The sequence below is a fragment of the Sodalis praecaptivus genome, from assembly GCF_000517425.1.
Taxonomy (GTDB): domain Bacteria; phylum Pseudomonadota; class Gammaproteobacteria; order Enterobacterales; family Enterobacteriaceae; genus Sodalis_A; species Sodalis_A praecaptivus.
Map to the genome: position 1 here is coordinate 4,647,682 of NZ_CP006569.1, position 24,620 is coordinate 4,672,301.

The window sequence follows — 24,620 nt, forward strand, 5'->3', positions numbered from 1 at the left end:
ATGAGGTCAATCGTATGGACATTAACGCGCGCATCGCCGCCCGGCTGAGCGCGCTGCGCCGGCAGCGTGGATTATCGCTGGAGGCGCTGGCGCAACAATCCGATGTTAGCCGGTCGATGATCTCGCTGATTGAGCGTGGCGAAAGCAGCCCGACGGCCGTGGTACTGGAAAAACTCGCCTACGGCCTCGGGATGCCGCTCAACGCGCTATTCGAGGTACCGGCTACCGACAGTACGCCGCTGGTGCGGCACGACGACCAGCCGCGGTGGCAAGATCCACAATCGGGCTATATACGGCGCAATCTTACTCCGGACAACGCCCACTTTCCGGTGCAAATGATCGAGGTGATATTCCCTGCCGGCGCCAGCGTCGCCTATGAAACCGGCCAGCGTGATCCCGGCATTCATCAGCAAATCTGGCTGCTGGCGGGGTCTATTCTTATCCGTGTCGGAGAGCGGGAGTATCGTCTGCGGCAGGGAGATTGTTTGGGTTTTGCTCTGGACCGTCCCACCGCCTTTCATAATCCTCATCATGAGCCGGCGCGCTATTTGGTGCTGCTGTCGCCGGTCAGGAGCGTACCATGACCCCTTGCATCACACTGCAATCGCTGGGTGCCGACATTAACCGGGCGGATTTGGCGGACCTGATCGCGCTGTTGATTGACTGCGTGGAAGGGGGCGCGTCGGTCGGTTTTATGTTGCCGCTTCCCGAGGCGCACGCCGAGGCGTTCTGGCGTCGAAAAACGGCGTTGGCGGCCAGCGGTGATAACGGTCTGCTGGTGGCGCGCGATGCCGGAGGAAAGATTATCGGCACGGTGCAGGTGGTATTGGCGCAGCCGGAGAATCAACCGCACCGCGGCGACATTATCAAACTATTGGTACACCGCGGAGCACGTCGCCTCGGCGTGGGCGAGGCATTGATGCGGGCGGCGCAGCAGTGGGCGGCGCAGGCAGGCAAGACGCTGCTGGTGCTGGATACCGCCACCGGCAGCGCCGCTGAACGACTTTATACCCGCCTTGGCTGGCGGCGCGCGGGCGTCATTCCCGATTACGCGCTGTATCCCGACGGCCGTTTGACCGCGACCACCGTCTACTATTTACAGCTGAAATAATCATTGCGCCGCTCGCCGGCGGCGGCCAACATCGCGCGCCGTGTTCACGACGCCGGCGCCGACCGAGGGTGCGCTCGACGCTACGGCGGCTGCCGGAGGCCAGCGCCAACCCGCCTGTGACACGTTTCATCCGCCCGGTGAACCACCAGGCAACGGGCGTAGCGTGACGGGTGGCCGAGGGGAGAAAGACGCCGCCCGCTTCTGGACCGCTACACCAACGGCGCCCGTCCTTTTTGCCCTTAAGTCGCTTTTCGCGTCAAACGGGTCGCAAACCGGATGGTTTCCGTGGCGCACTGTGCAAAGATAGAGCCAACGTTGGTATCGTCAGGAGCGGTGTGTCATGCGGATAATCGAAACGGTCTGGATCCCTCTCTCGGACGGTTGCCGTCTGGCCGCCCGCCTGTGGTTACCGGACGAAAGTTCGCCGGTGCCCGCCATTTTGGAGTATTTACCCTACCGCCGCCGCGACCGGCATCGCGGAGATGATGCCGTGCTGCATCCCGGTTTGGCCGGATGCGGCTATGCCGCCCTACGCGTCGACATGCGCGGCGCCGGCGACTCCGACGGGCTGATGAACGACGAATATACGCTGCAGGAGTGGCGCGATGCCTGCGAAGTCATCGCCTGGATCGCCGCGCAGGACTGGTGCAGCGGCAGCGTCGGGTTGATAGGCATCTCCTGGAGCGGTTTTAACGCGCTGCAAATCGCCGCCCTGCGGCCGCCGGCGCTCAAAGCGATCGTCACCGCCTGCTCCACCGACGACCGCTACGCCGACGATATGCATTATATGGGCGGCGCCCTGCTCAACGACAATCTGCAATATGGCGCCACCCTGTTTACCTGGACGCCGACGCCGCCGGATCCGGCCATCGTCGGCGATCGCTGGAAGGCCATGTGGCTGGCGCGGCTCAACGCGATGGATCTGCCGCCCGCGGCACGCTGGATGCAGCATCCCCAGCGGGACGACTACTGGCGCAGCGGTTCGGTGTGTGAGGACTATGGCCGCATTACCGTGCCGGTGCTGGCGGTCGGCGGTTGGGCCGATGGCTATACCAACACCGTGCTGCGCCTGCTGGAGAACCTGCGCGGCCCGCGCAAAGGGCTGATCGGCCCATGGGGGCACGCTTTTCCCCACATTGCCACGCCGGGGCCGCGCATTGATTTTATCGGCTATGTTCAGCGCTGGTTCGATCAGTGGTTGAAAGGGCGAGAGACCGGCATTATGGCCGAACCGATGCTGACCTATTGGCAACAACGGCCGGAACCGCCCCGCGCCCGCTATGTGCAGCGCCAGGGTCATTGGGCGGCGGAACGCCGCTGGCCCTCCGCCGACGTCCGGGCGCACACGTTGCATCTGGCGCCCGGTCGGCTACAGGACACGCCGGCGCAATTTACCGCAACCCTGAGTTCCCCCGCCACCACGGGACTGGCGTCGGGGGAGTGGTGTCCTTACGGTTGGGGACCGGATATGCCGGGGGACCAGCGCGAGGATGACGCCGGCTCCCTGTGCTTTGATGGACCGCCCGTGGCAACGGCGCTACAGCTCCTCGGCCGCGCCGAGGTGCGGCTTGAACTGTGCGCGGATAACCCCCTGGCGATGCTGGCGGTGCGCCTGAATGCCGTGGCGCCGGACGGCACTGCCATCCGCGTGAGCTATGGTTTATTGAATCTGGCGGCGCGCAACGGCTTTGATCGCGCAGAACCGCTGGTGCCGGGACACTATTATCAGATCAATGTCCTGCTAAAAGCGGCGGCGTTTGTCCTGCCGGCGGGCTATCGCCTGCGCGTTGCGCTTTCAACCTGTTACTGGCCGCTGGCCGCGCCGCTGCCGGTACGTCCTGTTCTGACGGTACAACGCGGCAGCGTAATACTGCCGCTGCGCGATCCCGACGCTGAGGTCTGCCCGCCGCCGGCGCTGGGGGATCCCTGGTCGCCGCCGCCGGTCCCGGCGCGGGTTCTGGTCGCGCCTGCCCGCGGCCGCCAACGGGTGATCCGGGATATGGACGATGGCGAAACGACGCTTGAGGTGGTGCGTAATCTTGGCGCAGTTGAATTGGCGGAGACCGGACTGCGCCTTGAGGCGCTGGGCCGCGAGATCTATCGCGTCAATGCTCACGACCCCGCCGGCGCCCGTTCCGAAGCCTGGCGCAGCGCCGGCTTTCATCGCGGCGACTGGCAGGCCCGGCTGGAAATTCACAGCCTGCTTACCGCTGACGCCGGCGGCTGGCGGCTGGAATCCACCCTCGACGCCTGGGATGGAGAGGAGCCGTGTTTCTCCCGGCGTTGGCGGCTCGACTTTCCTTTTTTTTCCCCGCCGGGAGATGAACCCGCATGAAGATTGGCATCGTCCAGACCGCCGACGCACCGGCGGAAATCGCCGCCATTCCCGACTGGCTGGACGGCGCGCTGGCCGCGGCGGCGCCGGCGGATTTGCTGCTATTGCCGGAACTGGCGCTGTGCGGTTATCAACACCAGGATGCCGTGCGGCGTCTGTCGCTGCCGCAGTCGGGAGAGACGCTGCGCCGGTTAGCGGCGCTGGCGCGCGGACGTCGTCAGACGCTAGCGTTTGGCTATGCGGAACAATGCGGCGACGAGCGCTATAACGCCATGATGGCGATCGATGCTCAGGGCAACGTTTGCGCCAACTACCGCAAAATCCACCTCTGGTCGGGTTATGAGCAGGCGTTATTCCGTCCCGGCGACCGGCTGGCGGGGTTTCAATTACACGGTTTCCGTTTCGGGATGGCGATTTGCTATGATCTGGATTTCCCGGAGCTGGTCCGCGCCCAGGCGCTGGCGGGCATGGATTGTTTATTGTGTATCAGCGCGACCACTCGCGGTTATGACGTGGTGCCGCGCCATGTGGTGCCGGCGCGGGCTTACGAAAATGGCTGTTACATCGCCTTCGCCAACCGCGGCGACGGCGACGGCCCGTTCGCCTGTATCGGCCAAAGCCGTATCGTCGGCCCGGACGGCGGCATAGTGGCCAGCGCGCCGGCGGCCGGCGCGTTCACGCTCAGCGCCACGCTGGACCGTCAAAGTTTGGCGCGCTGGCGCCGGCAGCATCCGTGGCCGGCCGACAGCCGCCACGCCCACTACCTGAACGGCCTCATGCCCGCGGATTAACGCCGCCGCAGGAAATAAGACTCGCCCCTTCCGCGGCCTGGGTGGGTACCATCAATCAACGACGGAGCACGCCCGCCGGCGCTGAAAACGCTCGCTTACCGCGCCGTCGACAACCTTACCCGCCGCTCCTGGCGCATGTCCGAAGGGAGCACGCCGAAGATGCGGCGAAACCATCCGGCGAAATGGGAGGTGGAGCTGAAACCCACCGAGACGGCGATATCGATGATAGACCGGTCGGAATAGATCAACATTTCGCGCGCCTGTTCCAGCCGCAGCTCCAAATAGTAACGCTGCGGCGTCTTACCGAAATGACGGCCGAACAGGCGCTCCAATTGGCGCGTACCCACCCCGACCTGCTGCGCTACCGCCAACAGCGAAAGCGGCTCCTCGAAAGTGGACTGCATCACCGCTATCGCCGCACTCAACACCGGCGGCAGCGGCGCCCGATGCTGGCGGTGGCCGCGCTGATCGTCCGCCGCGCTGCGGATCCGTTCATGGTGAAATTGGTTCGCCACCGCGGTGGCGCGATCGTCACCGTAGCGTTCGGCAATGAGGTTCAGCATCATATCCATTGCCGCGGTGCCGCCGGAACAGGTTAAACGATGGCGGTCAATTTCGTAAATCTTGCGGGTACATTCGATATCTGGATAACTCTCCGCAAACGCGGCGCGGCTTTCCCAATGAATAGTGCAGCGGTGGCCGTTCAGCAGCCCGCATTTTGCCAGCAAAAACGTGCCGGTGGACAAGGAGCCGATAAACAGACCGGCGCGGGCCGCTTGGCGCATCGCGCTTTGATAACCCCGCTCGTATTGCGGCGCCACCACCCGCTCCCCGCCGCAAATAAAGAGATAATGCGATGCTGCCAGCACTTGGTTAACGGGGCAGGTAGGAAACGGGATGCCGTTGGCGGCGGTGACCGGCTCGCCGTTGAGGCTGGCCAGATGCCAGCTAAAGGCGCGTTGCTTGAATAAGCGGTTGTAAGACCGAAGCGGCTCAATTGCCGAGGCCAGGCTCATCATGGAAAAATCCTGGCCCAGTAAAAACGTGAATATGGTGGGTTCAACGGATGGCATGGTCGTCAATCGCTTCTGGCAAAGAAAAACAAAAAACACCGCTAGGCCCGGCGCGTGGGCGCGAGCCCGATATGGCGCGAACGGCCGCACCGCCCCCGCTTACCTTGACTGTAACGTTTCTGCCAAGTCTCAGCTATCCCCCACATTGCTTGCATCGCGATGGCGGGAGGGAAAGCGATGGCACCATTCGCGGCTGAATACCGATCGGTCGTTTTCCCATGCCTGATAACGGGAGGTCAGCACTAGCCCCCCCGCCTGCCAGGCGAGAGAGGTATCGCACTCCAGCCTGATATCCCAGCCGGGACGGGTGTAGCGCTGGACACGATGGGTCTCCATGCGCGCACTCTCCGCCAGCGCGCCAATCGTATACACCTCATGCCCCTCGCTGCCAAAGCATAATTCGCCAATACGCGTATGCTGACGCTGCGCGTCCATCACCACCCGGTGGATGCCCGCGCCGACGTCCCACTCCACCTGGCGGCGGGTGACCTCCGGCGAAACCACCTCATGGGGATGAGGCGGTGCGGAGCGCGGGGCACCGAACGCTGGGTCGTCAAGGGTGATGGCATCACCGGGACCAGGCAGTTGTAATACCGCGCCGTCCGGCCACAGCCGCACCGGCCCCTGGCCAGGCTCCGCCCAGACCATCGGCCAATAAGCGGTGGAGAGCGCCAGCCGCAGCCGACAGCCGGGAGAAAAGCGGTAGGCCACCCCTTTGAAAGACAGCCGAACGCGGAAAGGCTCGCCCGGCGCCACGCCCGCAGGACGCGTAAGCCGGTGTACGCCGAACGTCACGCGCGCAGAATGTCCGTCGGCGCTTACTTCATTTAGCCGCAACACCAGCAATGCCGAGGGACTCTCGAAGGCCACCGCCACCTCCAGCGCCGCTTTGCCGCACAGCGTCAACGGCGCCGTCAGCCGCGGCGTATCGAAACACTGCGACAAGCCGTCATCGCTACGCTGATCGGCCTGGAACTCCGGCGCGCCACCGCCGCCGTCAAGCGGGCACCATTCGCCGCCCGTCATGCCGCAATGCATAGGCGTATCAATCATCAGCGGCGCGGCCGGCGCCGACGGCTGCGTTATCAGCCGATTATCGTCCAGGTAAAAATCCTGCCGCGCGTGGCTTGCCGGCCAGCCCGGCGCGCTCAACCATTGACCGCCAAGGGTCATGCCGCGGGGATCGGCGCGCAGCCCCTCCCCCTGCCAGAGGCGCAGCATCGGTTCATCCATGATGCCGGTGTTTTCGCCCTGTAGCCATTGTCGCCAAAACCGCAGACACTCCCCCAGGAAGTCGATTGCCGGACCGGGCAAGCCCCAGGTGGGATAAACATGGGTCCAGGGGCCAATTAACCCTTTGCGCGGGGCATCAAGATGATGCATGAGCCGCAAGATGGCGTCGCAATACCCATCGGTCCAGCCCCCTACCGCATACACCGCGCACTCGATTGCCTGGTAATCTTCACATACCGATCCATGGCGCCAAAACGCGTCGCGATCGCCGTGCGCCAGCCAGTGGGCCAGCGGCGGTTCCATCCCTGCAAGGCGCGACAACCACCCTTCGCGCCAGCGCTCGCCGACGTGAGCCGGGTCCAGCGGTCTGCCCAATTGGGTAAACAGGCCGCTGCCCCATTGCAGCCCATCCGTCAGCAGCGCGCCGCCCATATAATGCACATCGTCGCTATAGCGATCGTCGGTGGAGCAGCAGGTAATGATCGCCTTCAGCGCCGGCGGCCGGCGTGCGGCAATCTGGAGCGCGGCGAATCCGCCCCAGGAAATACCGATCATGCCGACATTGCCGTTACACCACGCCTGACGTGCGATCCAGGCGATGACCTCCACCGCGTCATCTTGCTCCTGCGCCAGGTATTCATCGCGCAGCAGACCGTCGGAATTGCCGCTGCCGCGCAAGTCAATCCGCATGGCGGCAATACCGTGCGCGGCGAAAAACCCATGCATCATCGCGTCGCCGGTGGCGGTATTGTCCGACTGCCGGTAGGGGATCCACTCCAGCACCAGCGGCGCCGGCGCGGCGCTCTCCGGCAGCCACAGCCGGGCGGCAAGGCGGGTACCGTCCGCCAGCGGCACAAAAATCTGACGGTAGGGCGGCACCGTTAGCGAACGATCGAGGGTGGATAACGCATGGGACATAGGACTGCTCCTGTCGCTAAAGTTAAAAGGATGAGGCCGAAGCCTGGCGCTGGCGGTCCGCGCGATCCCAAAAAGAGATCATCGCCGCGCCCGCCAGGCACAGCGCGCCGCCAATAATCAGGGTCAGCGGCAGGCCGATCCAATCCGCCGCACCGCCGCAGATAATGGCGCCGATCGGCACGGTGCCAATCAGCATCATCGAGTAAAACGACATCACCCGACCGCGCAGATGATCCGGTACCCGGTGCTGTAACAGCGAGTTGGAGGTCAGGTTCTGGGTAAGAATGGCGTAACCGATCGGGGCGGCGATAATGGCGCTCAGCCAAAAGTGCTGCGATAGACCCAGCAGGATCTGCGCCAAAGCCAGCATCACCGCAGCCCGCAACGGCCAGGCTCCCATAGCGCCGACATGGCCGGCAAAGGTCAACCGTAATGCCGCCAACAGCGCGCCGACGCCGGTGATACTCATCAGAATGCCCGATCCGGCGGGACCGCCGCGTAACACGGTATCCGCCAACATGGGCAGAAAGGAAAAATACGGCACGCTGGTGAGACTACACAGACCGACCAGCAGCAGGATGCGTAATGCCGGCGGGTCCTGGCGTAAAAAAGCCAGGCCCTCGCCCATCTCGTGCAGCAGACCTTTCAGCCGGGTCGAGGGCGGTCGCTGCGGTACGCGGATAGTGAACAAAAACAGGATCAGCGGCACGTAGGAGGCGGCGATAAAGGCAAAACACCAGCCCTCGCCGACGGTATCCACCAGCACACCGCCCAGCGCCGGCCCTACCAGGCGCGCGCCGTTGAAAATCACCGAATTCAGCGCCAGCGCATTGGCCAAATCGTCGTGCGCCACCAGATCCACCACCAGCGACTGCCGGCCGGGTAAATCAAAGGCGCTGATAAGCCCCAGGCCGGTCGCGATAGCTATCGCCAGCGCGCCGGTAATCAGATGATTGAGCGTTAGCACCGATAATAACGTCACCAACAGGGTGATACCGATCTGCGTCGTCAATACCAGCCGGCGGCGATCGCAGCGGTCGACAATCACGCCGGTAAACAGGCCGAAGAATAAAATCGGCCCCTGGCTGCAAAACGCCAGCATCCCCAGCAATACCGGTGACGACACGCCCAACCGCCAGATAAGCCAGCCGAGAGCGATGGTATGCACCCAGTTGCCGATGACCGACAACAGCTGTCCGCCAAAAAATCGACGATAATTAGCGTGCCGCAGGGCGTTGCCCGAAGGGCGCAAACCCTTTTTTGGCAACAGGGAAAAACGGGCAGTAGTCAAGGAAACTCCCACAAACGGCCGCGCGCGGCATCACCCCGGAGGGAATGCCGGCCAGACAGGGCCCGGGCCGCGTCGCCCGGGCGGTATAGCCGACGTCTCAGGCGCCGGTGACATCCCGGAACAGCGGCCATTGGCCATCGGGCGTCCAGGCGCCGTGCACGGTTTTCGGCGTCAGCCAGGCGTTGCTGCCGTGGTATAAGAAGACATAGGCGCCGGTCTCCTCCAACTGATCTTGTAATGTGATATACATAGCCGCCCGTTTCGCTTGATCCAGCTCTACCGCCGCCTCGGCGTTGAGCGCATCCCACTTTTTGTCGCAGGTGCGTTGGGTGTTCCAGATACCCACCTGATCGCAGGTAAACCAGGCGGTCACCCAACTGGCGTCCGGCGCGGTGGTAAAGGTAGTGAGGCGCAGTTGCGAGTCCTTCCAGGCATCGCCCTCCGATTCCTGGCCCGCGGCAACAAATGCCGCCCCATCCATCTGGTTGATTTTCAAGTCGATACCCACCTCAGCCAGCTGCGCCTGAATGACTTGGGCCACCGTTCCGCCATCGGTGGAAGTGGACAGGTCCAGCCTGAGCTGCAAACCCGAGACACCGGCTTTTTGCAACAGCGCTTTCGCCTGCGCCGGATCGTAAGGATACAGATTTTTGCTACGCGCCCCGGCAAGCGGCGGCGGCACCAGGCCATAAGCCGGTTTCACCGCGCCGCCGAAAGTGGCGTCCAGAATGGCGGGCACATCGATAGCCTGCTGAATGGCTCGACGCACCTGCAGGTCTTTCAGTTTAGGGTGGTCCACATTCATTCCGAGCCAGGTGTAGGCCAGCGCCGGCCGAACGGTCAGCGTATTATCGCCCGGGTCGTCCCGGTATTTCCCGATGGCGCTGATATTGATTTTGGTCATGTCCAAATCGCCGGCTTCAAAGGCGATTTGAGCGGTATTCAAATCACCGATGGGTACCAGCTGGATTTGATCGTACTCGCTGTGGCGGCCGTTCCATCCCTCGTTGCGGACCAGCGTTAACCGCTCGCGCGGCTGCCAGTCGCCGATTTTATACGGCCCGGAGCAGGCCGCGGGCGCGGTGCCGATTTTTTTATCTTTGGTGGCTTCCAGCGCTTTTTTACAGACTATCAGCCCCGAGGCGTGGGGCAGAGTGCTGGTAAACAGCGGTGCGAACGGGTGTTTGAGATGGATAATGCCCTCATAATTGCCGGTGACCTCGACATGATCCAGCGCCTCCCAATCGGAGGCATAAATCGCCGCCAGCTCTTTATTAAGAAAACGTTCGTAGGAATATTTCACGTCTTCGGCGGTCATTTCGCCAAAGCCGCCGGTCCACATGATGCCGGGACGCAGCGCGAAACGGATAGTGAGCGGGTCGACCTGCTCCAGCGATTGTGCGGCATCCAACTGCCAGCCCCACTCGGTACCCGGCTTGTATTGGCACAGCCCGGAATAGATAGCGAACATCACCATTTCGTCATACCAGCCGCTGCGGTTGGCGGGGTCCAGATTGGTGATGTCCAGGTCATTTTGTACCCGCAGCACTTTATTTTGGCTATCGGCGGCGAAGACCCTTCGCTGGCCGCCCACCACCAGCAAGCCGGATACGCCGGCGGCGAGCACCGCCAGCGTTTTAATCAACTCGCGTCTGTTCATCGACAGGCCTTTCATGCATGTGTCTCCTTGAAGATAATGGCGCCGGACCGGGCGGGGGAAAGTGCCGCGCGGAGAAGAGGGAAATGACAGGCAACGTGCTGCCCGTCGGCCAACGGCCGCAGCAAAGGCGCATCGACGCGACAGCGCGCCTGCGCCTGCGGGCAACGGGTATGAAATTCACAACCGGCGGGACGATGGGAAAGCGTCGGGATCTCGCCCACCAGCACCCCTTTTCCCGCCTCGCCGCCGCTGCCTTTGGCGCTGAGCAGCGCGGCGGTATAAGGGTGCGCCGGCGCGCGGAACAGGGCGGCGGTCGGCCCGCTTTCGACAATGCGTCCGAGATACATGATGGCGATGTCGTCGGTAACATGGCGAGTAATAGCCAGATTGTGGGTGATGATTAAATAGCTCATCCCCAGCTCGCGTTGCAGGGCGGTGAGCAAGTTCAGCAGCTCACCTTGTACCGACAAATCCAGACCGGCGGTCGGTTCATCGGCGATAATCAGCTTCGGCCTGAGCGCCAGCGCCCGCGCCACCGCCACGCGCCTCGCCTGCCCCCCCGACAATTGATGCGGGTAGCGATCGATAAACGCCGCCGGCAGCCCGACCATGGTCAATAAACGCCCCGCCTCCGCACGACGGTTAATTTCGCGGCCGTTGACGCTAAAAGGCTCGGTCACCAGTTTCTCCACGCGCATGCGCGGATCGAGCGCCGCCATCGGATCTTGGAAGATCAGGCCGGTATCCCGCCGGATCCCGCGCCAGGACCAGTCGCTGGCGTCCCGCGGCTCGCGGCCGTTAACCTGTACCGTGCCGCCGCTAATCGGCGTCAGGCCGATCACCGCCCGGCCAAGGGTCGTCTTGCCGCTACCGCTTTCACCGATAAGGCCCAGCGTCTTTCCCGGCGCCACCTGCAGGCTGACGCCGGCCAAGATATCCACATAGCGCACAGCGCCCGGTTTGAGCCGGCTCAGAAGGTTACCGGTGCGAAAGCGCACCACCAGATCGTTAATTTCAAGCATGCGGACTCACCTTATGGCAACGTACCGTCCAGTCGCCTTGACCGAGGGTGGTCAGGGCCGGCGTCACAGCGAGACAGGGCCCGAAAGCCGAGGCGCAGCGTGGCTGGAATGGACACCCGACCCGCTCGCCGCCGGGCGGCGGGACCGCGCCGGCAATAAACGGCAACTCGCGGCTAACGCCGGGAATGCGCGCCGGATCGCAGGCCAGCAGCGCCCGGGTATAGGGGTGCGACGGCGCGCCGAAAATGCTGTCTATCGGTCCCGCCTCGACAATTTCGCCGGCGTACATCACCGCCACCTTGTCGCACAACGCGCTGACCAGATGCAAATCGTGGGTGACAAAAATAATCGCGCCGTCCACCAGCTTCCGACTGGCCTTAAGGACCTCTACCACCTGCATTTCCGTCGTGGCGTCCAGCGCGGTGGTCGGCTCATCGGCTATCAGCAGTTCCGGTTCGGTCAGTAACGCCGCGGCGATAGCGATACGCTGACGGATGCCGCCGCTCAGCTCATGAGGATATTGGTGCAGCCGGCCGCCGGGGTCGGATATCCCCACGCGCTCCAGCATGTGACGGGCGCGCTGGCGTTTTTCCGCGCGCGTACCGGCTTTATGGTGTTGAAAAGCGACAAGCTGTTTACCAATCGTCACCACCGGATTAAGCGCGGTAAACGGATCTTGCGAGACGGTGGCGATACCGTTACCGCGCAATTTGCGCCGATCTTCCTCGGACAACGTCAGCAGATCGACCCCGCGATAGCGCAATTCACCGCTGGCCTGGGCATTCGGCGGCAGCAGGGTCAACATGGCGCTGACCAGGGTGGATTTTCCGGAACCGCTTTCGCCCACCAGCCCCAGCACTTCACCTTTATTAAGCGACAGGCTGATATTGCGCACCGCCTGTAGCGGCCCGCGGGGAGAAGCGTAGCTGACGGTTAACTGATTGATATCGAGCAACGTCATGGGCGATCGCCTCCGGTGTGGCTATGGGTGCGTGGATCCAGCGCGTCGCGTAGCGCCTCGCCGAGAAAAGTGAATCCCAAGGTGGCGAGAACGATCGGCATGCCGGCGGCAATAACCATATGCGGCGCCTGGCGGATATAGGAGTAGCCATCGTTGAGCACCGTGCCCCAGCTGGCGTCCGGCGGCTGAATCCCTTGTCCGAGGAAGCTCAGACCCGACTCGATGGCGATAACCGCGGGGATATCCATCGCCACCATGACCAGTAGCGTGCCGGTCAAATTGGGAATCAGATGCCGAACGACGACGCTGACCGGCGACGCGCCCATGGCCCGGGCCGCGACAATATACTCCATGCGCTTAAGTACCCGCGTTTGGCTGCGCACCACCCGGAAATAGCCCGGTACCATGAAGGTAATAATAATAAGAATAATGGTGGCTAGACTGGAGCCGGCCAGCGTCACCACCGCCAGCGCGAACAAAATCATCGGAATCGACATCAGCGAATCACACAACAGCATCAACAGCGTGTCGAGCTGGCGCGGCCCGTAGCCGGCCACCAGCCCCAACAGCGATCCCAGCAGCAGTGCCCCGCCCGTGCCGGCAAAAGCGACCATCATCGCGATACGCGTACCGTAAATCAGCCGCGACAAAATATCGCGACCCAGCTGATCATTCCCCAGCCAATACGCCATGCTTGGTCCTTTAAGCCGCAGAACCGCTTTGATGGCGATGGGATTGTGCGGCGCCAGCCAGGGCGCGAATAACGCGCACAGCATTAACGCGACGACGCAAATCAAGGCGAAGCGGCCGATCCCGGTCGACCAGACCTGCCGTAGCACTCGATAGAGGCCCATGCGCGGCGGCGTGGCGGCGTTCTGTGCCGGGGAGCCGGCGACCGGCGTTGACAGTTCTATCATCACAGCTCCTGGCGCACGCGCGGATCGAGGCAGGTATTAATGACATCGGCGATAAGGTTAGCCAAAACATACAGGCCGGACGTTACCACCACCGTCCCCATCACCACCGGAAAATTGCGGGAAATCACCGAATCAAACGCCAATTTGCCGAGCCCCGGCCGGGCAAAGACAATCTCCGTCAGCACCGCCCCCGAAAGCAACGAGCCGATGCCGACGCCCAGTACCGATACCACCGGGACTACCGCGATCGGCAGCGCGTAGCGCAGGGCGATCAGCCGATCGGGCATACCGAAAGCGCGGAAAGTGCGAATATGATTTTCCTTCAGAACCTCCAGCATGGAGGCGCGCACCAGGCGGGAAAGATAACCGATCCAGCCCAACGCTACCGTCAGCGACGGCAGCACCAGCGCGTGGAGCTGCGAAGCTACATCGCCGCGATGCCCGGCGCCGATAGCGGGAAACCACTTCAGGGTCACCGAGAAAATCAACAAGGCATAAATAGCCACCACGAAGGCCGGCAGCGCGATAACGCTGATAGACAGCACGCCGATGATACGGTCGGCCCAGCTGTTCTGGCGCAGCGCCGCCCAGCAGCCGAGCGGGATGCCGAGCGCCATTGCCCAGCCGATGGCGCACAGCGCCAGCACCAACGTGTTGGGCAGGGCGCGGGCGATGAGTTGTGCTACCGGCCGGTGGGTCAGCACATCTTCACCCAAATCGCCGCGCACCACTCTGGCCAGGAAACGGCCGATCTGCACCGGTGCCGGCTGGTCCAATCCCATGGTGACGCGCAAAGCCTGTTTTTGCGCCTCGCTGGCGCGCGGACCCAACGCTACCGATGCGGGATCGCCGGGCACCAGGAACACCAGGCAAAACAACAGCGAAACGGCCACCAACATAACCGACGCCGCCAAAAGCAGCCGGCGAAGCAGATAAATGAGCATAGATGCAGCCTGTAAAGTATCGGCGGCGGAACGCCGGCCAGGACCGAAACCGCCGGAATGCGGTTGGAAACGGTTATGAGCTTGCCAGTCTTTGTTGGCGATAAACGTCGCGTTTGCGACCTTATCGGTGAGAAATGCGACATATAAGAACGCCGTATGTCGCGCGGCGCCGCCGCTTGAGAAAGGATGACCGGGTGCAGCCAGACGCTCAGGACCCGGCCGTAGAATCGCACGTCGGCGTACGCTCTGGCGCACGGCGTTAGGTTTTTGTCCGGGCTCGGGTGACAAACGGGCCGCGCTAGGCGCGCGCCGGGCAGGAATATTGACCGAGGGCGGCAAAAGATGGCCCCCGTCAGCGGCAAGGCGGGGGCCAAAGGCGCGACGTCGACGGCAGGTCAGGCGCGGCTTAGCCGTTTACCCCGTCAGCATAGACAAAACAGAGCTTGTTCCCCTCCGGATCGCGGCAGTAGGCGCCGTAGAAATCCGGCGCATACTGCGGCCGTAGCCCCGGTTCACCCTCATTGATAGCGCCGAGGGTAAGCGCCACCGACCATGCCGCCGCCGCCGCATCGGGCGAGGGTGCGGCGAAGCTTACCTGGCTGCCGTTGGCCCAGGTGGCAGGCAGGCCATTGAGCGGCGCGCGCAGCACAAACTGAGGCCAGCGCCGATCGGCGCGACGCCAGATGACCCCCGCCTCGCCGGCCCGCTCTTCCGCTACCCGCACCAAGCCGAGTTCGGCCAAGACCGAATCATAGAATTGCTGCATGCGCGTCAGGTCCCGCACGCCAAGCTGAATATGGCTGAACATGAGTCTCCCCCCTCATGCGACTCGTGCCTTAACTATAGCCAGCGCGCCGCGATTCGTGGCGGCGCCAGCGACATCAGTTATAGCCTGCCAGACACAGCTTCATTTATACCGCGCGTTGGCGGCTTGCCTATTTCCACCGCCTCTTCGTCTGTCACTCTTCGGCGCTGAAATAGTCTTGTTACCGCCGGACAGGTTAAATTTCGGGCGACCTCGGCACGGCGAAGCATTGTGTCATGGCGTGCCGACCCCCTCAGCGGCAACGGCGGCCGGCTAACGCTTCACGGGAATAGTGCCGGTGTCACCCGCCCTTGCCTTACCTCGCCGCGCGTCCCTCTGAATAGCACAGGGGCAGCCCCAAAGCAGCGCCCGTGAACGGGGGGAATATCCGCCGTCGCCGTCGCCTGTTTTGCCCCATGCAGGCATTTTCACCGCAAATAGTACGGCGTCCTAATAGACGTTTTACCCTTCCTGACGGCGGTCGCGGTGCGCTTTATAACGCCAGCGGTAACGGCGGCAAGCAAACCGATGCCATTAACCCGATAGAATTAGGTCGACGACAGGATATCAGGGGATATTTCAGGGCCGAATTTCGCCGTTTTCATCTCATATCCTTAAGTAAGCGTAGACCCTGACCGCTTTAATTATTGCCTGAAAAGAAGCAATTTTGCGGGCTATTTTTGCTCCTTATGCCACCGCGCGAGCAAAAGGATGGCGCCCGCCGGACGCCGTTGTCGCGCCAATAGATTATAAAATCTACAATTAGTTGATTTTAATGATAAAAACACCATAATTCTTTGCTAAATTTAGATTTTTAGCGAAAAAGATAAAAACAGAATACTGAGCAATTACAACAACTTAACTGGTTTACGCTAAATCGACTTAAGGCATATTAAAGGTTTTTTATCTTTTTTGTGAGTTTTTAATTTGCGATTATTTTTTTTTAGCTCGATTTTTGCGTGAACTACTGCAACGAAACCGGCACACTGTTTCAGCTAAAAAAAATTCTAAAAATCCTTTTCCTACAACATGTTGCAGCCGCCAGATCTGTAAATTCCGGTAAAGCTTAGCAGGCTATTAATATACAGAATCACTAATAAAACATAAAAAGATATATTTGCCATTATATTTTCATAATATATGCGCCTTTTTCTTATTGTCATATTTCAAATTTAAAAAAACTTCGATAAACTGCTCGGGCAGTCAGTAATGAAGCAGGGGGTCCGATCATACTCCGATTGGGCATTAATAATAACCTGGAAGTAACCCATACTCTTCTGTCTCCAGGATGCCCCTATTTAATGGAGGTTGAGAGAATTTCAATATTTTTGTTAATAAAATGTATTTCTTGTTAGCGTAAGCTGACAACATTGCTTGTTTAGAATATTTCCCAGCGTCGTCGATTCTGCTTAAGTGTAATATTTACCTGATGCCATTAAAGCCATCTGTAATACTAAACGGAAATCTAACGTGCTTTGGGAATAACTGATAGCGAATAAATAACATATAGAGATTAGAACATGGATAAATCAACCGATATTTCAGTAATGGTAGAGTCCCTATCGCGTATCTATCACCGCCTGAGAAAAGAAGTGAATGGTCAGCTGGTGAACGAAGGCCTCTCGATGTCGAAAATGAAAATTCTGCATCTGATTACTACCGGCAAAACCAGCGCCACCGATATCAAAAACTATATGGGCTTCTCATCCCGTACCGTGGTCACCGTGCTTGATGCATTGGAAAAAGAGGAGATGCTGCAACGCCAGCAAAGCCCTACCGATCGCCGGGTGAAGTATGTCTATATCACGGAAAAAGGGCGTGAGAAATTGCGTATCGCCGAACAGACCCACAAAGTCATTCTGGATCGCATGTTTGCTCCGTTATCCGAGATGCAGTTAGAGAAGTTCAGCGAAGTCTGCAATGTACTTGAAGCTCAGCAAAAATAGCACGGCTTATGATGTTATATCAGCATTGAAATCCGCAGTAAAAAAAGGGCCGGACAGTTGTAGTCATTTATCGTGACCGGACTGACGGGTCGGACGGCTATTCCGGCTACCAGATAATAGACACTTTATCGCGATTTTTAATACTCAAAGGTGGTTTTTTTTACTGGTGGATTTTTGCAGATAAATATCTAAAACGTTCAAAAAGGGAGGCCACGGGGGTTTGCGTCTTCGACGGGTGCCCGTGCTTCCTTAATTCCTTCATAACCGATACTTTACCCCCTCCGCCGGCCCTGCCGCTACGTTGACAGCTGCATCGACTCTCAATGCCGTGTATAATAGAAACGCGCCCTGTCGTTCTTTCAACCTCTGCTGACTATTTCATGATGATTCAAGGTACGCTCTATATCGTTTCCGCCCCGAGCGGCGCGGGAAAATCCAGCCTGATCCAGGCGTTGCTGAAAACCCAGCCGCTTTATGACACCCAGGTGTCAGTCTCCCACACCACCCGCGCCATGCGTCCCGGCGAAGCGCACGGACAGCATTACTTTTTCGTGCCGGTGGCGGAATTTGAGCGCATGATTGCCGAAGATGCCTTTTTGGAACACGCCCAGGTATTTGGCAATTATTACGGCACCTCGCGTGAAACCATCGAGCAGGTGCTGGCGACCGGCGTCGATGTGTTCCTCGATATCGACTGGCAGGGCGCGCAGCAGATCCGGGGTAAAATGCCCGACGCTCGCAGCATCTTTATTTTGCCGCCGTCCAAGGAGGAGTTAGATCGCCGGTTGCGCGGACGCGGTCAGGACAGCGAAGAGGTCATCGCCCGGCGCATGGCGCAGGCGGTAGCTGAAATGACCCACTTTGCGGAGTATGATTATCTCATCGTCAATGACGATTTCAATACCGCATTGCTTGATCTGAAAACCATTATCCGGGCTGAGCGGCTGCGCCTTGAGCGTCAGAAATTACGCCATGACGCATTAATCAGCAAATTGTTGGCAGACTGACACAACTTTCAGTATGATGCCCAGTCATTTCTTCATCTGTGGAGTAGCTCACATATGGCACGCGTAACTGTACAAGACGCCGTCGAGAAAATTGGTAACCGTTTTGACCTGGTGCTGGTCGCCGCGCGTCGCGCCCGTCAGATTCAGGTAGGCGGTAAAGATCCACTGGTTGCGGAAGAAAACGATAAATACACCGTTATCGCCCTGCGTGAAATCGAGGAAGGCCTGATTACCAATCAGATCCTGGATTTACGCGATCGCCAGGAGCAGCAAGAACAGGAAGCCGCCGAGATTCAGGCGGTCACCGCGATCGCTGAAGGCCGCCGTTAACAGCAGGTTACTACCCTACCTTGTATCTGTTCGAAAGTCTGAATCTTCTGATTCAACGCTATCTGCCCGAGGATCAGATAAAACTCCTCCGGCAGGCTTATCTTGTCGCTCGTGATGCGCACGAGGGACAGACTCGTTCCAGCGGTGAGCCTTATATCACCCATCCGGTAGCGGTCGCCTGCATCCTGGCCGAGATGCGTCTCGATCATGAGACGCTGATGGCGGCGCTGCTGCATGACGTTATCGAAGATACCCCAGCCACCTACCAGGACATGGAACAACTGTTCGGCAAAAGCGTCGCCGAGCTGGTGGAGGGAGTATCGAAGCTGGACAAGCTGAAATTCCGTGACAAGAAAGAAGCCCAGGCGGAAAACTTTCGTAAAATGATCATGGCGATGGTGCAAGATATCCGCGTCGTGCTGATAAAGCTTGCCGACCGCACCCACAATATGCGCACCCTCGGCGCCCTGCGGCCGGACAAACGGCGTCGCATCGCGCGCGAAACGCTGGAAATCTATAGCCCGCTGGCCCACCGGCTGGGTATCCATCACCTGAAAACCGAGCTGGAAGAGCTGGGGTTCGAGGCGCTCTATCCCAACCGCTACCGGGTTATCAAGGAAGTGGTGAAAGCGGCGCGCGGTAACCGCAAGGAGATGATCCAGAAAATCCTCGCCGAGATTGAGGGTCGCTTAACCGAAGCGGGCATTCCCTGTCGCGTCAGCGGACGGGAAAAACATCTCTACTCGATCTATTGCAAGATGCACCTGAAAGAGCAACGTTTTCATTCCATCATGGATATCTACGCTTTTCGGGTGATCGTCAGCGAAGTGGACACCTGTTACCGGGTGCTGGGGCAGATGCATAGCCTGTATAAACCGCGCCCCGGGCGGGTGAAAGATTATATCGCCATCCCCAAAGCCAACGGCTACCAATCGCTGCATACCTCGATGATAGGTCCCCACGGCGTGCCGGTGGAGGTGCAGATTCGCACCGAGGACATGGACCAGATGGCGGAGATGGGGGTGGCGGCGCATTGGGCGTATAAAGAGCAGGGCGAAACCGGTACTACGGCGCAAATCCGCGCGCAGCGCTGGATGCAAAGCCTCCTCGAGCTTCAGCAAAGCGCCGGCAGCTCGTTTGAATTCATTGAAAGCGTTAAATCCGATCTTTTTCCCGACGAAATCTACGTATTTACCCCAGAAGGGCGCATCGTCGAATTGCCGGCCGGCGCGACGCCGGTGGATTTCGCCTATGCCGTGCATACCGATATCGGTCACGCCTGCGTGGGCGCGCGGGTGGACAGGCAGCCCTATCCGCTGTCCCAGTCGCTCACCAGCGGCCAGACCGTGGAAATTATTACCGCTCCCGGCGCGCGGCCCAACGCCGCCTGGCTGAATTTCGTCGTAAGTTCCAAGGCGCGGGCCAAAATTCGCCAGATGCTGAAAAACCTCAAGCGTGATGACTCCGTCAGCCTCGGCCGTCGCCTGCTTAACCACGCGTTGGGCGGCAGCCGCAAACTGGTCGAAATGGCGCCGGAAAATATCCAGCGCGAGCTGGACAGGATGAAACTGGCGACGCTTGAAGATCTGCTGGCGGAAATCGGTCTCGGCAACGCCATGAGCGTGGTCATTGCCAAAAATCTGCAGGGAGATCGGTCCAACCTGACGCCGCCCGTCGGCCCGCGGACGCTGCCAATTAAAGGCGCCGACGGCGTGCTCATCACCTTCGCCAAATGCTGCCGGCCTATTCCAGGCGATCCGATCATCGCCCACGTCAGCCCCGGCAAAGGGCTGGTGGTACACCATGAATCTTGCCGCAATATCCGGGGCTACCAGAAAGAGCCCGAGAAATTTATGCCGGTAGAGTGGGAAATGGTGAGCGAACAGGAGTTTATCGCCGAAATCAAGGTAGACATGTTCAACCATCAGGGCGCGCTGGCCAATTTGACCGCGTCGATTAACGCCGCCAATTCCAATATTCAGAGCCTTAACACCGAAGAGAAAGACGGCCGGGTGTATAGCGCGTTTATACGCCTAACCACCCGCGATCGCATCCATCTGGCGAATATCATGCGTAAAATCCGCATCATGCCGGATGTCATCCGGGTTAACCGTAACCGCAATTAAGCCATGATGCCGGCCCGTTTTGCCTGGCGAGGCGACATGCCGGCGGCCCGCCGGCCGGTTCTGATGCCGGTTCTCCTATGCCGCGCGGCGAATTTCCGCCCCCTTGATTATCGCCGTTCGACCTGTATTCTTATGGAGCGGGGTCGCCGCGCGCAAACGCTCGGCCCGGCCGGACAGCGGCCCCGGCGGCGAGAGGACCTCTCCCCCAGAAGGGTCGGCCTGATGATAAGCCACGGAGAGCTGATATGACCGAAGGCCGCCTGTTAAACGCCATTCCGCTGAATACGCTATCAGGGATCGGCCCGAGTCTGGTCAGCAAATTTGCCCGACTCGGGCTGGAAAGCCTACAGGACCTACTGCTGCATCTGCCGGCCCGCTATGAGGACCGCACCAAACTTTATCCTATCGGCGAGGCGCTGCCGGGGATGACGGTGACCGTGCAGGGCGAAGTCCTGAACAGCGATATCAGTTTTGGCCGCAAACGCATGCTCACCTGCCGCCTGCGCGACGACAGCGGCGTTCTGACGCTGCGCTTTTTTCATTTCAACGCGGCGATGAAAAATAGCCTCTCCCCCGGCCAATGGGTGACCGCCTATGGCGAAATCCGTCGCGGCCAGCTCGGCGGCGAGATAATCCATCCCGAATATCATGTTATCAGCGAGCGCAGCCAGGTCACGCTTGCCGCCGCGTTAACGCCGGTATATCCCACCACCGAAGGCGTTCGACAGGCTACGCTGCGCAGCGCCATCGATCAGGCCCTGAAACTGCTCGACATCACACCGGTGCCCGAGCTGCTGCCGCCGGAGCTAAGCGGCGCTTTGATGAGCCTGGCCGATGCCTTACGGATGCTGCACCGCCCGCCGCCGGAAATCTCTCTGGACGATTTGGCGCTGGGCCGTCACCCGGCGCAGCGCCGGCTGATTCTCGAAGAGCTGTTGGCCCACAACCTCAGCATGCTGGCGGTCAGGGCCGGGGTGCAGAAAGACCGGGCGTTGCCGCTGCGCGCCGATAATCTTTTGTCTCGGCGCTTTCTCGCCGCGCTGCCGTTCTCCCCCACCGGCGCCCAACGGCGCGTGGTGGCGGAAATCACCCAGGATCTGGCGCGAGATGTCCCGATGATGCGGTTGGTTCAGGGGGATGTGGGATCCGGCAAAACGCTGGTGGCGGCGCTGGCGGCGCTGTGCGCCATTAGCGATGGTCGCCAGGTGGCGCTAATGGCGCCCACCGAGCTGCTGGCCGAACAGCACGCGCAAAATTTCCGCGACTGGTTCGCGCCGCTGGGCATCGAGGTCGGCTGGCTGGCGGGCAAGCAGAAAGGGAAAGCGCGCCAGGCGCAGCAGGAGGCCATTAGCGATGGCCGGGTGTCGATGGTCGTGGGCACTCACGCTATTTTCCAAGAGCAGGTGCGCTTCGCCGGGCTGGCGCTGGTGATTATCGATGAGCAGCATCGTTTCGGCGTTCATCAGCGGCTGGCGCTTTGGGAGAAAGGCGTGGCGCAGGGTTTCCATCCGCATCAGTTGATTATGACCGCCACCCCCATTCCCCGGACGCTGGCGATGACCGCCTACGCCGACCTGGACACCTCGGTCATTGATGAGCTGCCGCCGGGCCGGACGCCGGTGACCACGGTGGCAATCCCGGATACCCGGCGCGCGGAAATCATTCAGCGCGTCCGTCAGGCCTGCCTGCAGGAGCAGCGTCAGGCTTACTGGGTCTGCACGCTGATAGAAGAATCGGACGTGCTGGAAGCGCAGGCGGCGGAAGCCACCTGGCAGGAATTGCAAAGCGCGCTGCCCGAGCTTCGGGTCGGGCTGGTGCATGGACGCATGAAGGCGCTGGAAAAGCAGCAGCTGATGCAGGCCTTCAAGGCGGGCGAGGTACAATTACTGGTGGCGACCACGGTCATCGAGGTGGGCGTCGATGTGCCTAACGCCAGCCTGATGATCATCGAAAACCCCGAGCGGCTCGGGCTGGCGCAGCTGCATCAGCTGCGTGGACGGGTGGGTCGCGGTGCGGTGGCCTCCCACTGCGTGCTGCTGTACAAGTCGCCGCTCAGCAAAACCGCACAGTCGCGTCTACAGGTTCTACGCGACAGCAACGATGGCTTCGTCATTGCCCAGCGAGACCTGGAAATTCGCGGCCCCGGCGAGCTGCTGGGCACCCGCCAAACCGGCAATGCCGAATTCCGGGTCGCGGATCTGCTGCGCGATCAGGCGATGATTCCAGAGGTACAGCGCCTGGCGCGGCATATCCATCAGCATCACCCCGACTCGGCCCGCGCCCTGATTGAACGCTGGATGCCCGAGCGCGTCCGCTATACCTTCGCCTGAGCGGCGTTCGCCGCCGCTACCTTGTCCCGCAGTGCCGCTATAACGCGGTTACGGGACGCAGCCGGTTTGCGCGCCCGTCTTGGATCGACGTTTTGCGCAAAGCGGGCTTTCGCAACCGCGTTTGCCCCGGTGCCTTAAGGTCGATATCCCCTCGGCAAAACTGACCGTCACGCCCGCGCGGCGGCCCTAATCGAGGCGGCGCGCGCCGGACCGTTGATCGACGTCAAGGACCCGCCATCGATGGCGGTGCAATCGATTGCTTTTCCCTTCAAGATGATTAAAATGCCCTCTTTGCCGCCCAGGAACGTTGCTTGCCATGACATCGCCCGTGATCAACACCGCCCCCGCCTCCGCTGACAGCGCCCCCAGCGAACTGATTTACCGTCTCGACGACAGGCCGCCGCTGCCGCAAACGTTATTCGCCGCCTGTCAGCATCTGCTGGCGATGTTTGTAGCGGTCATCACCCCGGCGCTGCTGATCTGCCAGGCGCTGGGCCTGCCGGCGGACGATACCCGCCATATTATCAGCATGTCGCTGTTCGCTTCCGGGCTTGCGTCCCTCCTGCAAATCAAAACCTGGGGACCGGTGGGATCGGGCCTGCTATCAATACAGGGCACCAGCTTCAATTTCGTGACGCCGCTGATTATGGGCGGTCTGGCGCTGAAAAACGGCGGCGCCGATGTGCCGACCATGATGGCCGCGCTGTTCGGCACTCTCATGGTGGCTTCCTGCACCGAAATTCTGCTCTCGCGGGTGCTGCATCTGGCCCGGCGCATTATTACCCCCCTGGTGTCGGGTATCGTGGTGATGATCATCGGCATTTCGCTTATCCAGGTGGGACTCACGTCCATAGGCGGCGGCTTCGCCGCGCTGAACGACCATACCTTCGGCGCCCCGAAAAATCTGATGCTGGCCGGAGTCGTGCTGCTGGTGATCATCCTGCTGAACCGCCAGCGTAACCCCTACCTGCGCGTCGCGTCGCTGGTAATCGCTATGGTGGTGGGGTATCTGCTGGCCTGGGCGACGGGGATGCTGCCGCCGTCGGCGCCGGCGACGGCACAGCCGTTGATTGTGGTGCCGACACCGCTGTATTACGGGCTGGGCTTCGACTGGAATTTGCTTGTTCCGCTGATGCTGGTATTCATGGTCACCTCAATCGAGACCATTGGCGATATTACCGCCACGTCGGACGTGTCGGAACAGCCGGTGCGCGGCCCCCTCTATATGCAGCGCCTGAAAGGCGGCGTGTTGGCCAACGGCCTGAACTCCATGCTGTCTGCGGTGTTCAACACCTTTCCCAACTCCTGCTTTGGCCAAAACAACGGCGTCATCCAGCTCACCGGCGTCGCCAGCCGCTATGTCGGTTTCGTGGTGGCGCTGATGCTTATCGCACTCGGCCTGTTCCCGGCGGTCAGCGGCGTGGTGCAACACATTCCCGAACCGGTGCTGGGCGGCGCGACGATTGTCATGTTCGGCACCATCGCCGCGTCGGGCGTGCGTATCGTGTCGCGCGAACGCCTCAACCGCCGGGCGATAATGATTATCGCGCTGTCGCTGGCGATCGGTCTTGGCGTCTCGCAACAGCCGCTTATCTTGCAATTCGCGCCGCAGTGGCTGAAAACGCTGTTATCGTCCGGCATTGCCGCGGGCGGTATTACCGCGATTATCCTCAACATCCTGTTTCCCCCCGAAAAAAACTAGCTCAGGGCGGCGAACCACAATCCAGACCGCGGCGGTGACGTCGCGGTCTTTTTTTGTCTCCGCACCGCTTTGTCGCTTGAGATAGCGGGTCAATTACGGCATAAACAGTGTATCTGTT

19 protein-coding genes are annotated in these 24,620 nt (G+C 60.7%); 10 read left to right on the forward strand and 9 right to left on the reverse strand.

From position 1 onward, the window contains the following. Positions 1-14: 14 nt before the first annotated feature. The 4 genes from SANT_RS20680 (at position 15) to SANT_RS20695 (ending at position 4,237) form a co-directional block, all read left to right on the forward strand. The gene (locus SANT_RS20680; protein WP_025424124.1) at positions 15-584 is read left to right on the forward strand and encodes a helix-turn-helix domain-containing protein; all 570 of its coding nucleotides are present in this window, start codon (positions 15-17) and stop codon (positions 582-584) included. Beyond that, positions 581-1,111: a GNAT family N-acetyltransferase gene (locus tag SANT_RS20685; protein ID WP_025424125.1), complete on the forward strand. Its 531-nt coding sequence runs from the start codon at positions 581-583 to the stop codon at positions 1,109-1,111. The genes SANT_RS20680 and SANT_RS20685 overlap by 4 nt, the downstream gene beginning before the upstream one ends. A 340-nt stretch (positions 1,112-1,451) precedes the next feature. Then, positions 1,452-3,446, forward strand: a complete 1,995-nt coding sequence (locus SANT_RS20690) for a CocE/NonD family hydrolase (RefSeq protein ID WP_025424126.1) — start codon at positions 1,452-1,454, stop codon at positions 3,444-3,446. Then, a complete protein-coding gene (locus tag SANT_RS20695) occupies positions 3,443-4,237 on the forward strand; it encodes a nitrilase-related carbon-nitrogen hydrolase (RefSeq protein ID WP_025424127.1) in 795 nt (264 codons plus the stop codon). The genes SANT_RS20690 and SANT_RS20695 overlap by 4 nt, the downstream gene beginning before the upstream one ends. A gap of 95 nt (positions 4,238-4,332) precedes the next feature. On the opposite strand, the gene SANT_RS20700 is transcribed toward SANT_RS20695, so the two are convergent. From SANT_RS20700 to SANT_RS20740, 9 genes are all read right to left on the reverse strand, one after another. Next, on the reverse strand, positions 4,333-5,310 hold the full coding sequence (locus SANT_RS20700; protein WP_038669961.1) for a GlxA family transcriptional regulator: 978 nt from the start codon (positions 5,308-5,310) through the stop codon (positions 4,333-4,335). Between the two features lie 129 nt (positions 5,311-5,439). Further along, complete coding sequence (locus tag SANT_RS20705) at positions 5,440-7,461, reverse strand: CocE/NonD family hydrolase (protein ID WP_025424129.1); 2,022 nt, start codon at positions 7,459-7,461, stop codon at positions 5,440-5,442. A gap of 22 nt (positions 7,462-7,483) precedes the next feature. Further along, positions 7,484-8,752, reverse strand: coding sequence for an MFS transporter (locus SANT_RS20710; RefSeq protein ID WP_025424130.1), 1,269 nt, complete (start codon positions 8,750-8,752; stop codon positions 7,484-7,486). 97 nt (positions 8,753-8,849) lie between these two features. After that, the gene (locus SANT_RS20715; RefSeq protein ID WP_025424131.1) at positions 8,850-10,427 is read right to left on the reverse strand and encodes an ABC transporter substrate-binding protein; all 1,578 of its coding nucleotides are present in this window, start codon (positions 10,425-10,427) and stop codon (positions 8,850-8,852) included. After that, entirely contained in the window at positions 10,424-11,434 is a 1,011-nt protein-coding gene (locus SANT_RS20720) for an ABC transporter ATP-binding protein (RefSeq protein ID WP_025424132.1), read from the reverse strand. The genes SANT_RS20715 and SANT_RS20720 overlap by 4 nt, the downstream gene beginning before the upstream one ends. Next, on the reverse strand, positions 11,427-12,395 hold the full coding sequence (locus SANT_RS20725) for an ABC transporter ATP-binding protein (protein WP_025424133.1): 969 nt from the start codon (positions 12,393-12,395) through the stop codon (positions 11,427-11,429). Before SANT_RS20725 ends, SANT_RS20720 begins: the two co-directional genes overlap by 8 nt. Beyond that, positions 12,392-13,312, reverse strand: a complete 921-nt coding sequence (locus tag SANT_RS20730) for an ABC transporter permease (protein WP_025424134.1) — start codon at positions 13,310-13,312, stop codon at positions 12,392-12,394. Before SANT_RS20730 ends, SANT_RS20725 begins: the two co-directional genes overlap by 4 nt. Further along, positions 13,312-14,256, reverse strand: a complete 945-nt coding sequence (locus SANT_RS20735; RefSeq protein ID WP_025424135.1) for an ABC transporter permease — start codon at positions 14,254-14,256, stop codon at positions 13,312-13,314. The genes SANT_RS20730 and SANT_RS20735 overlap by 1 nt, the downstream gene beginning before the upstream one ends. Before the next feature lie 406 nt (positions 14,257-14,662). Continuing rightward, positions 14,663-15,064 (reverse strand): VOC family protein, encoded by a 402-nt coding sequence (locus SANT_RS20740; RefSeq protein WP_025424136.1) that lies wholly within the window; start codon positions 15,062-15,064, stop codon positions 14,663-14,665. A gap of 1,517 nt (positions 15,065-16,581) precedes the next feature. Here SANT_RS20740 and SANT_RS20745 point away from each other — a divergent pair. The 6 genes from SANT_RS20745 (at position 16,582) to SANT_RS20775 (ending at position 24,502) form a co-directional block, all read left to right on the forward strand. Beyond that, positions 16,582-17,007: a MarR family winged helix-turn-helix transcriptional regulator gene (locus SANT_RS20745; RefSeq protein WP_025424137.1), complete on the forward strand. Its 426-nt coding sequence runs from the start codon at positions 16,582-16,584 to the stop codon at positions 17,005-17,007. 383 nt (positions 17,008-17,390) lie between these two features. Continuing rightward, positions 17,391-18,014: a guanylate kinase gene (gmk, locus tag SANT_RS20750; protein ID WP_025424138.1), complete on the forward strand. Its 624-nt coding sequence runs from the start codon at positions 17,391-17,393 to the stop codon at positions 18,012-18,014. 54 nt (positions 18,015-18,068) lie between these two features. Then, on the forward strand, positions 18,069-18,344 hold the full coding sequence (gene rpoZ, locus SANT_RS20755) for a DNA-directed RNA polymerase subunit omega (RefSeq protein ID WP_025424139.1): 276 nt from the start codon (positions 18,069-18,071) through the stop codon (positions 18,342-18,344). 20 nt (positions 18,345-18,364) lie between these two features. Continuing rightward, complete coding sequence (gene spoT, locus SANT_RS20760; protein ID WP_025424140.1) at positions 18,365-20,470, forward strand: bifunctional GTP diphosphokinase/guanosine-3',5'-bis pyrophosphate 3'-pyrophosphohydrolase; 2,106 nt, start codon at positions 18,365-18,367, stop codon at positions 20,468-20,470. Between the two features lie 245 nt (positions 20,471-20,715). Continuing rightward, positions 20,716-22,800, forward strand: coding sequence for an ATP-dependent DNA helicase RecG (recG, locus tag SANT_RS20770; protein ID WP_025424142.1), 2,085 nt, complete (start codon positions 20,716-20,718; stop codon positions 22,798-22,800). 316 nt (positions 22,801-23,116) lie between these two features. Next, entirely contained in the window at positions 23,117-24,502 is a 1,386-nt protein-coding gene (locus SANT_RS20775; protein ID WP_038668862.1) for a uracil-xanthine permease family protein, read from the forward strand. Positions 24,503-24,620: the final 118 nt, after the last annotated feature.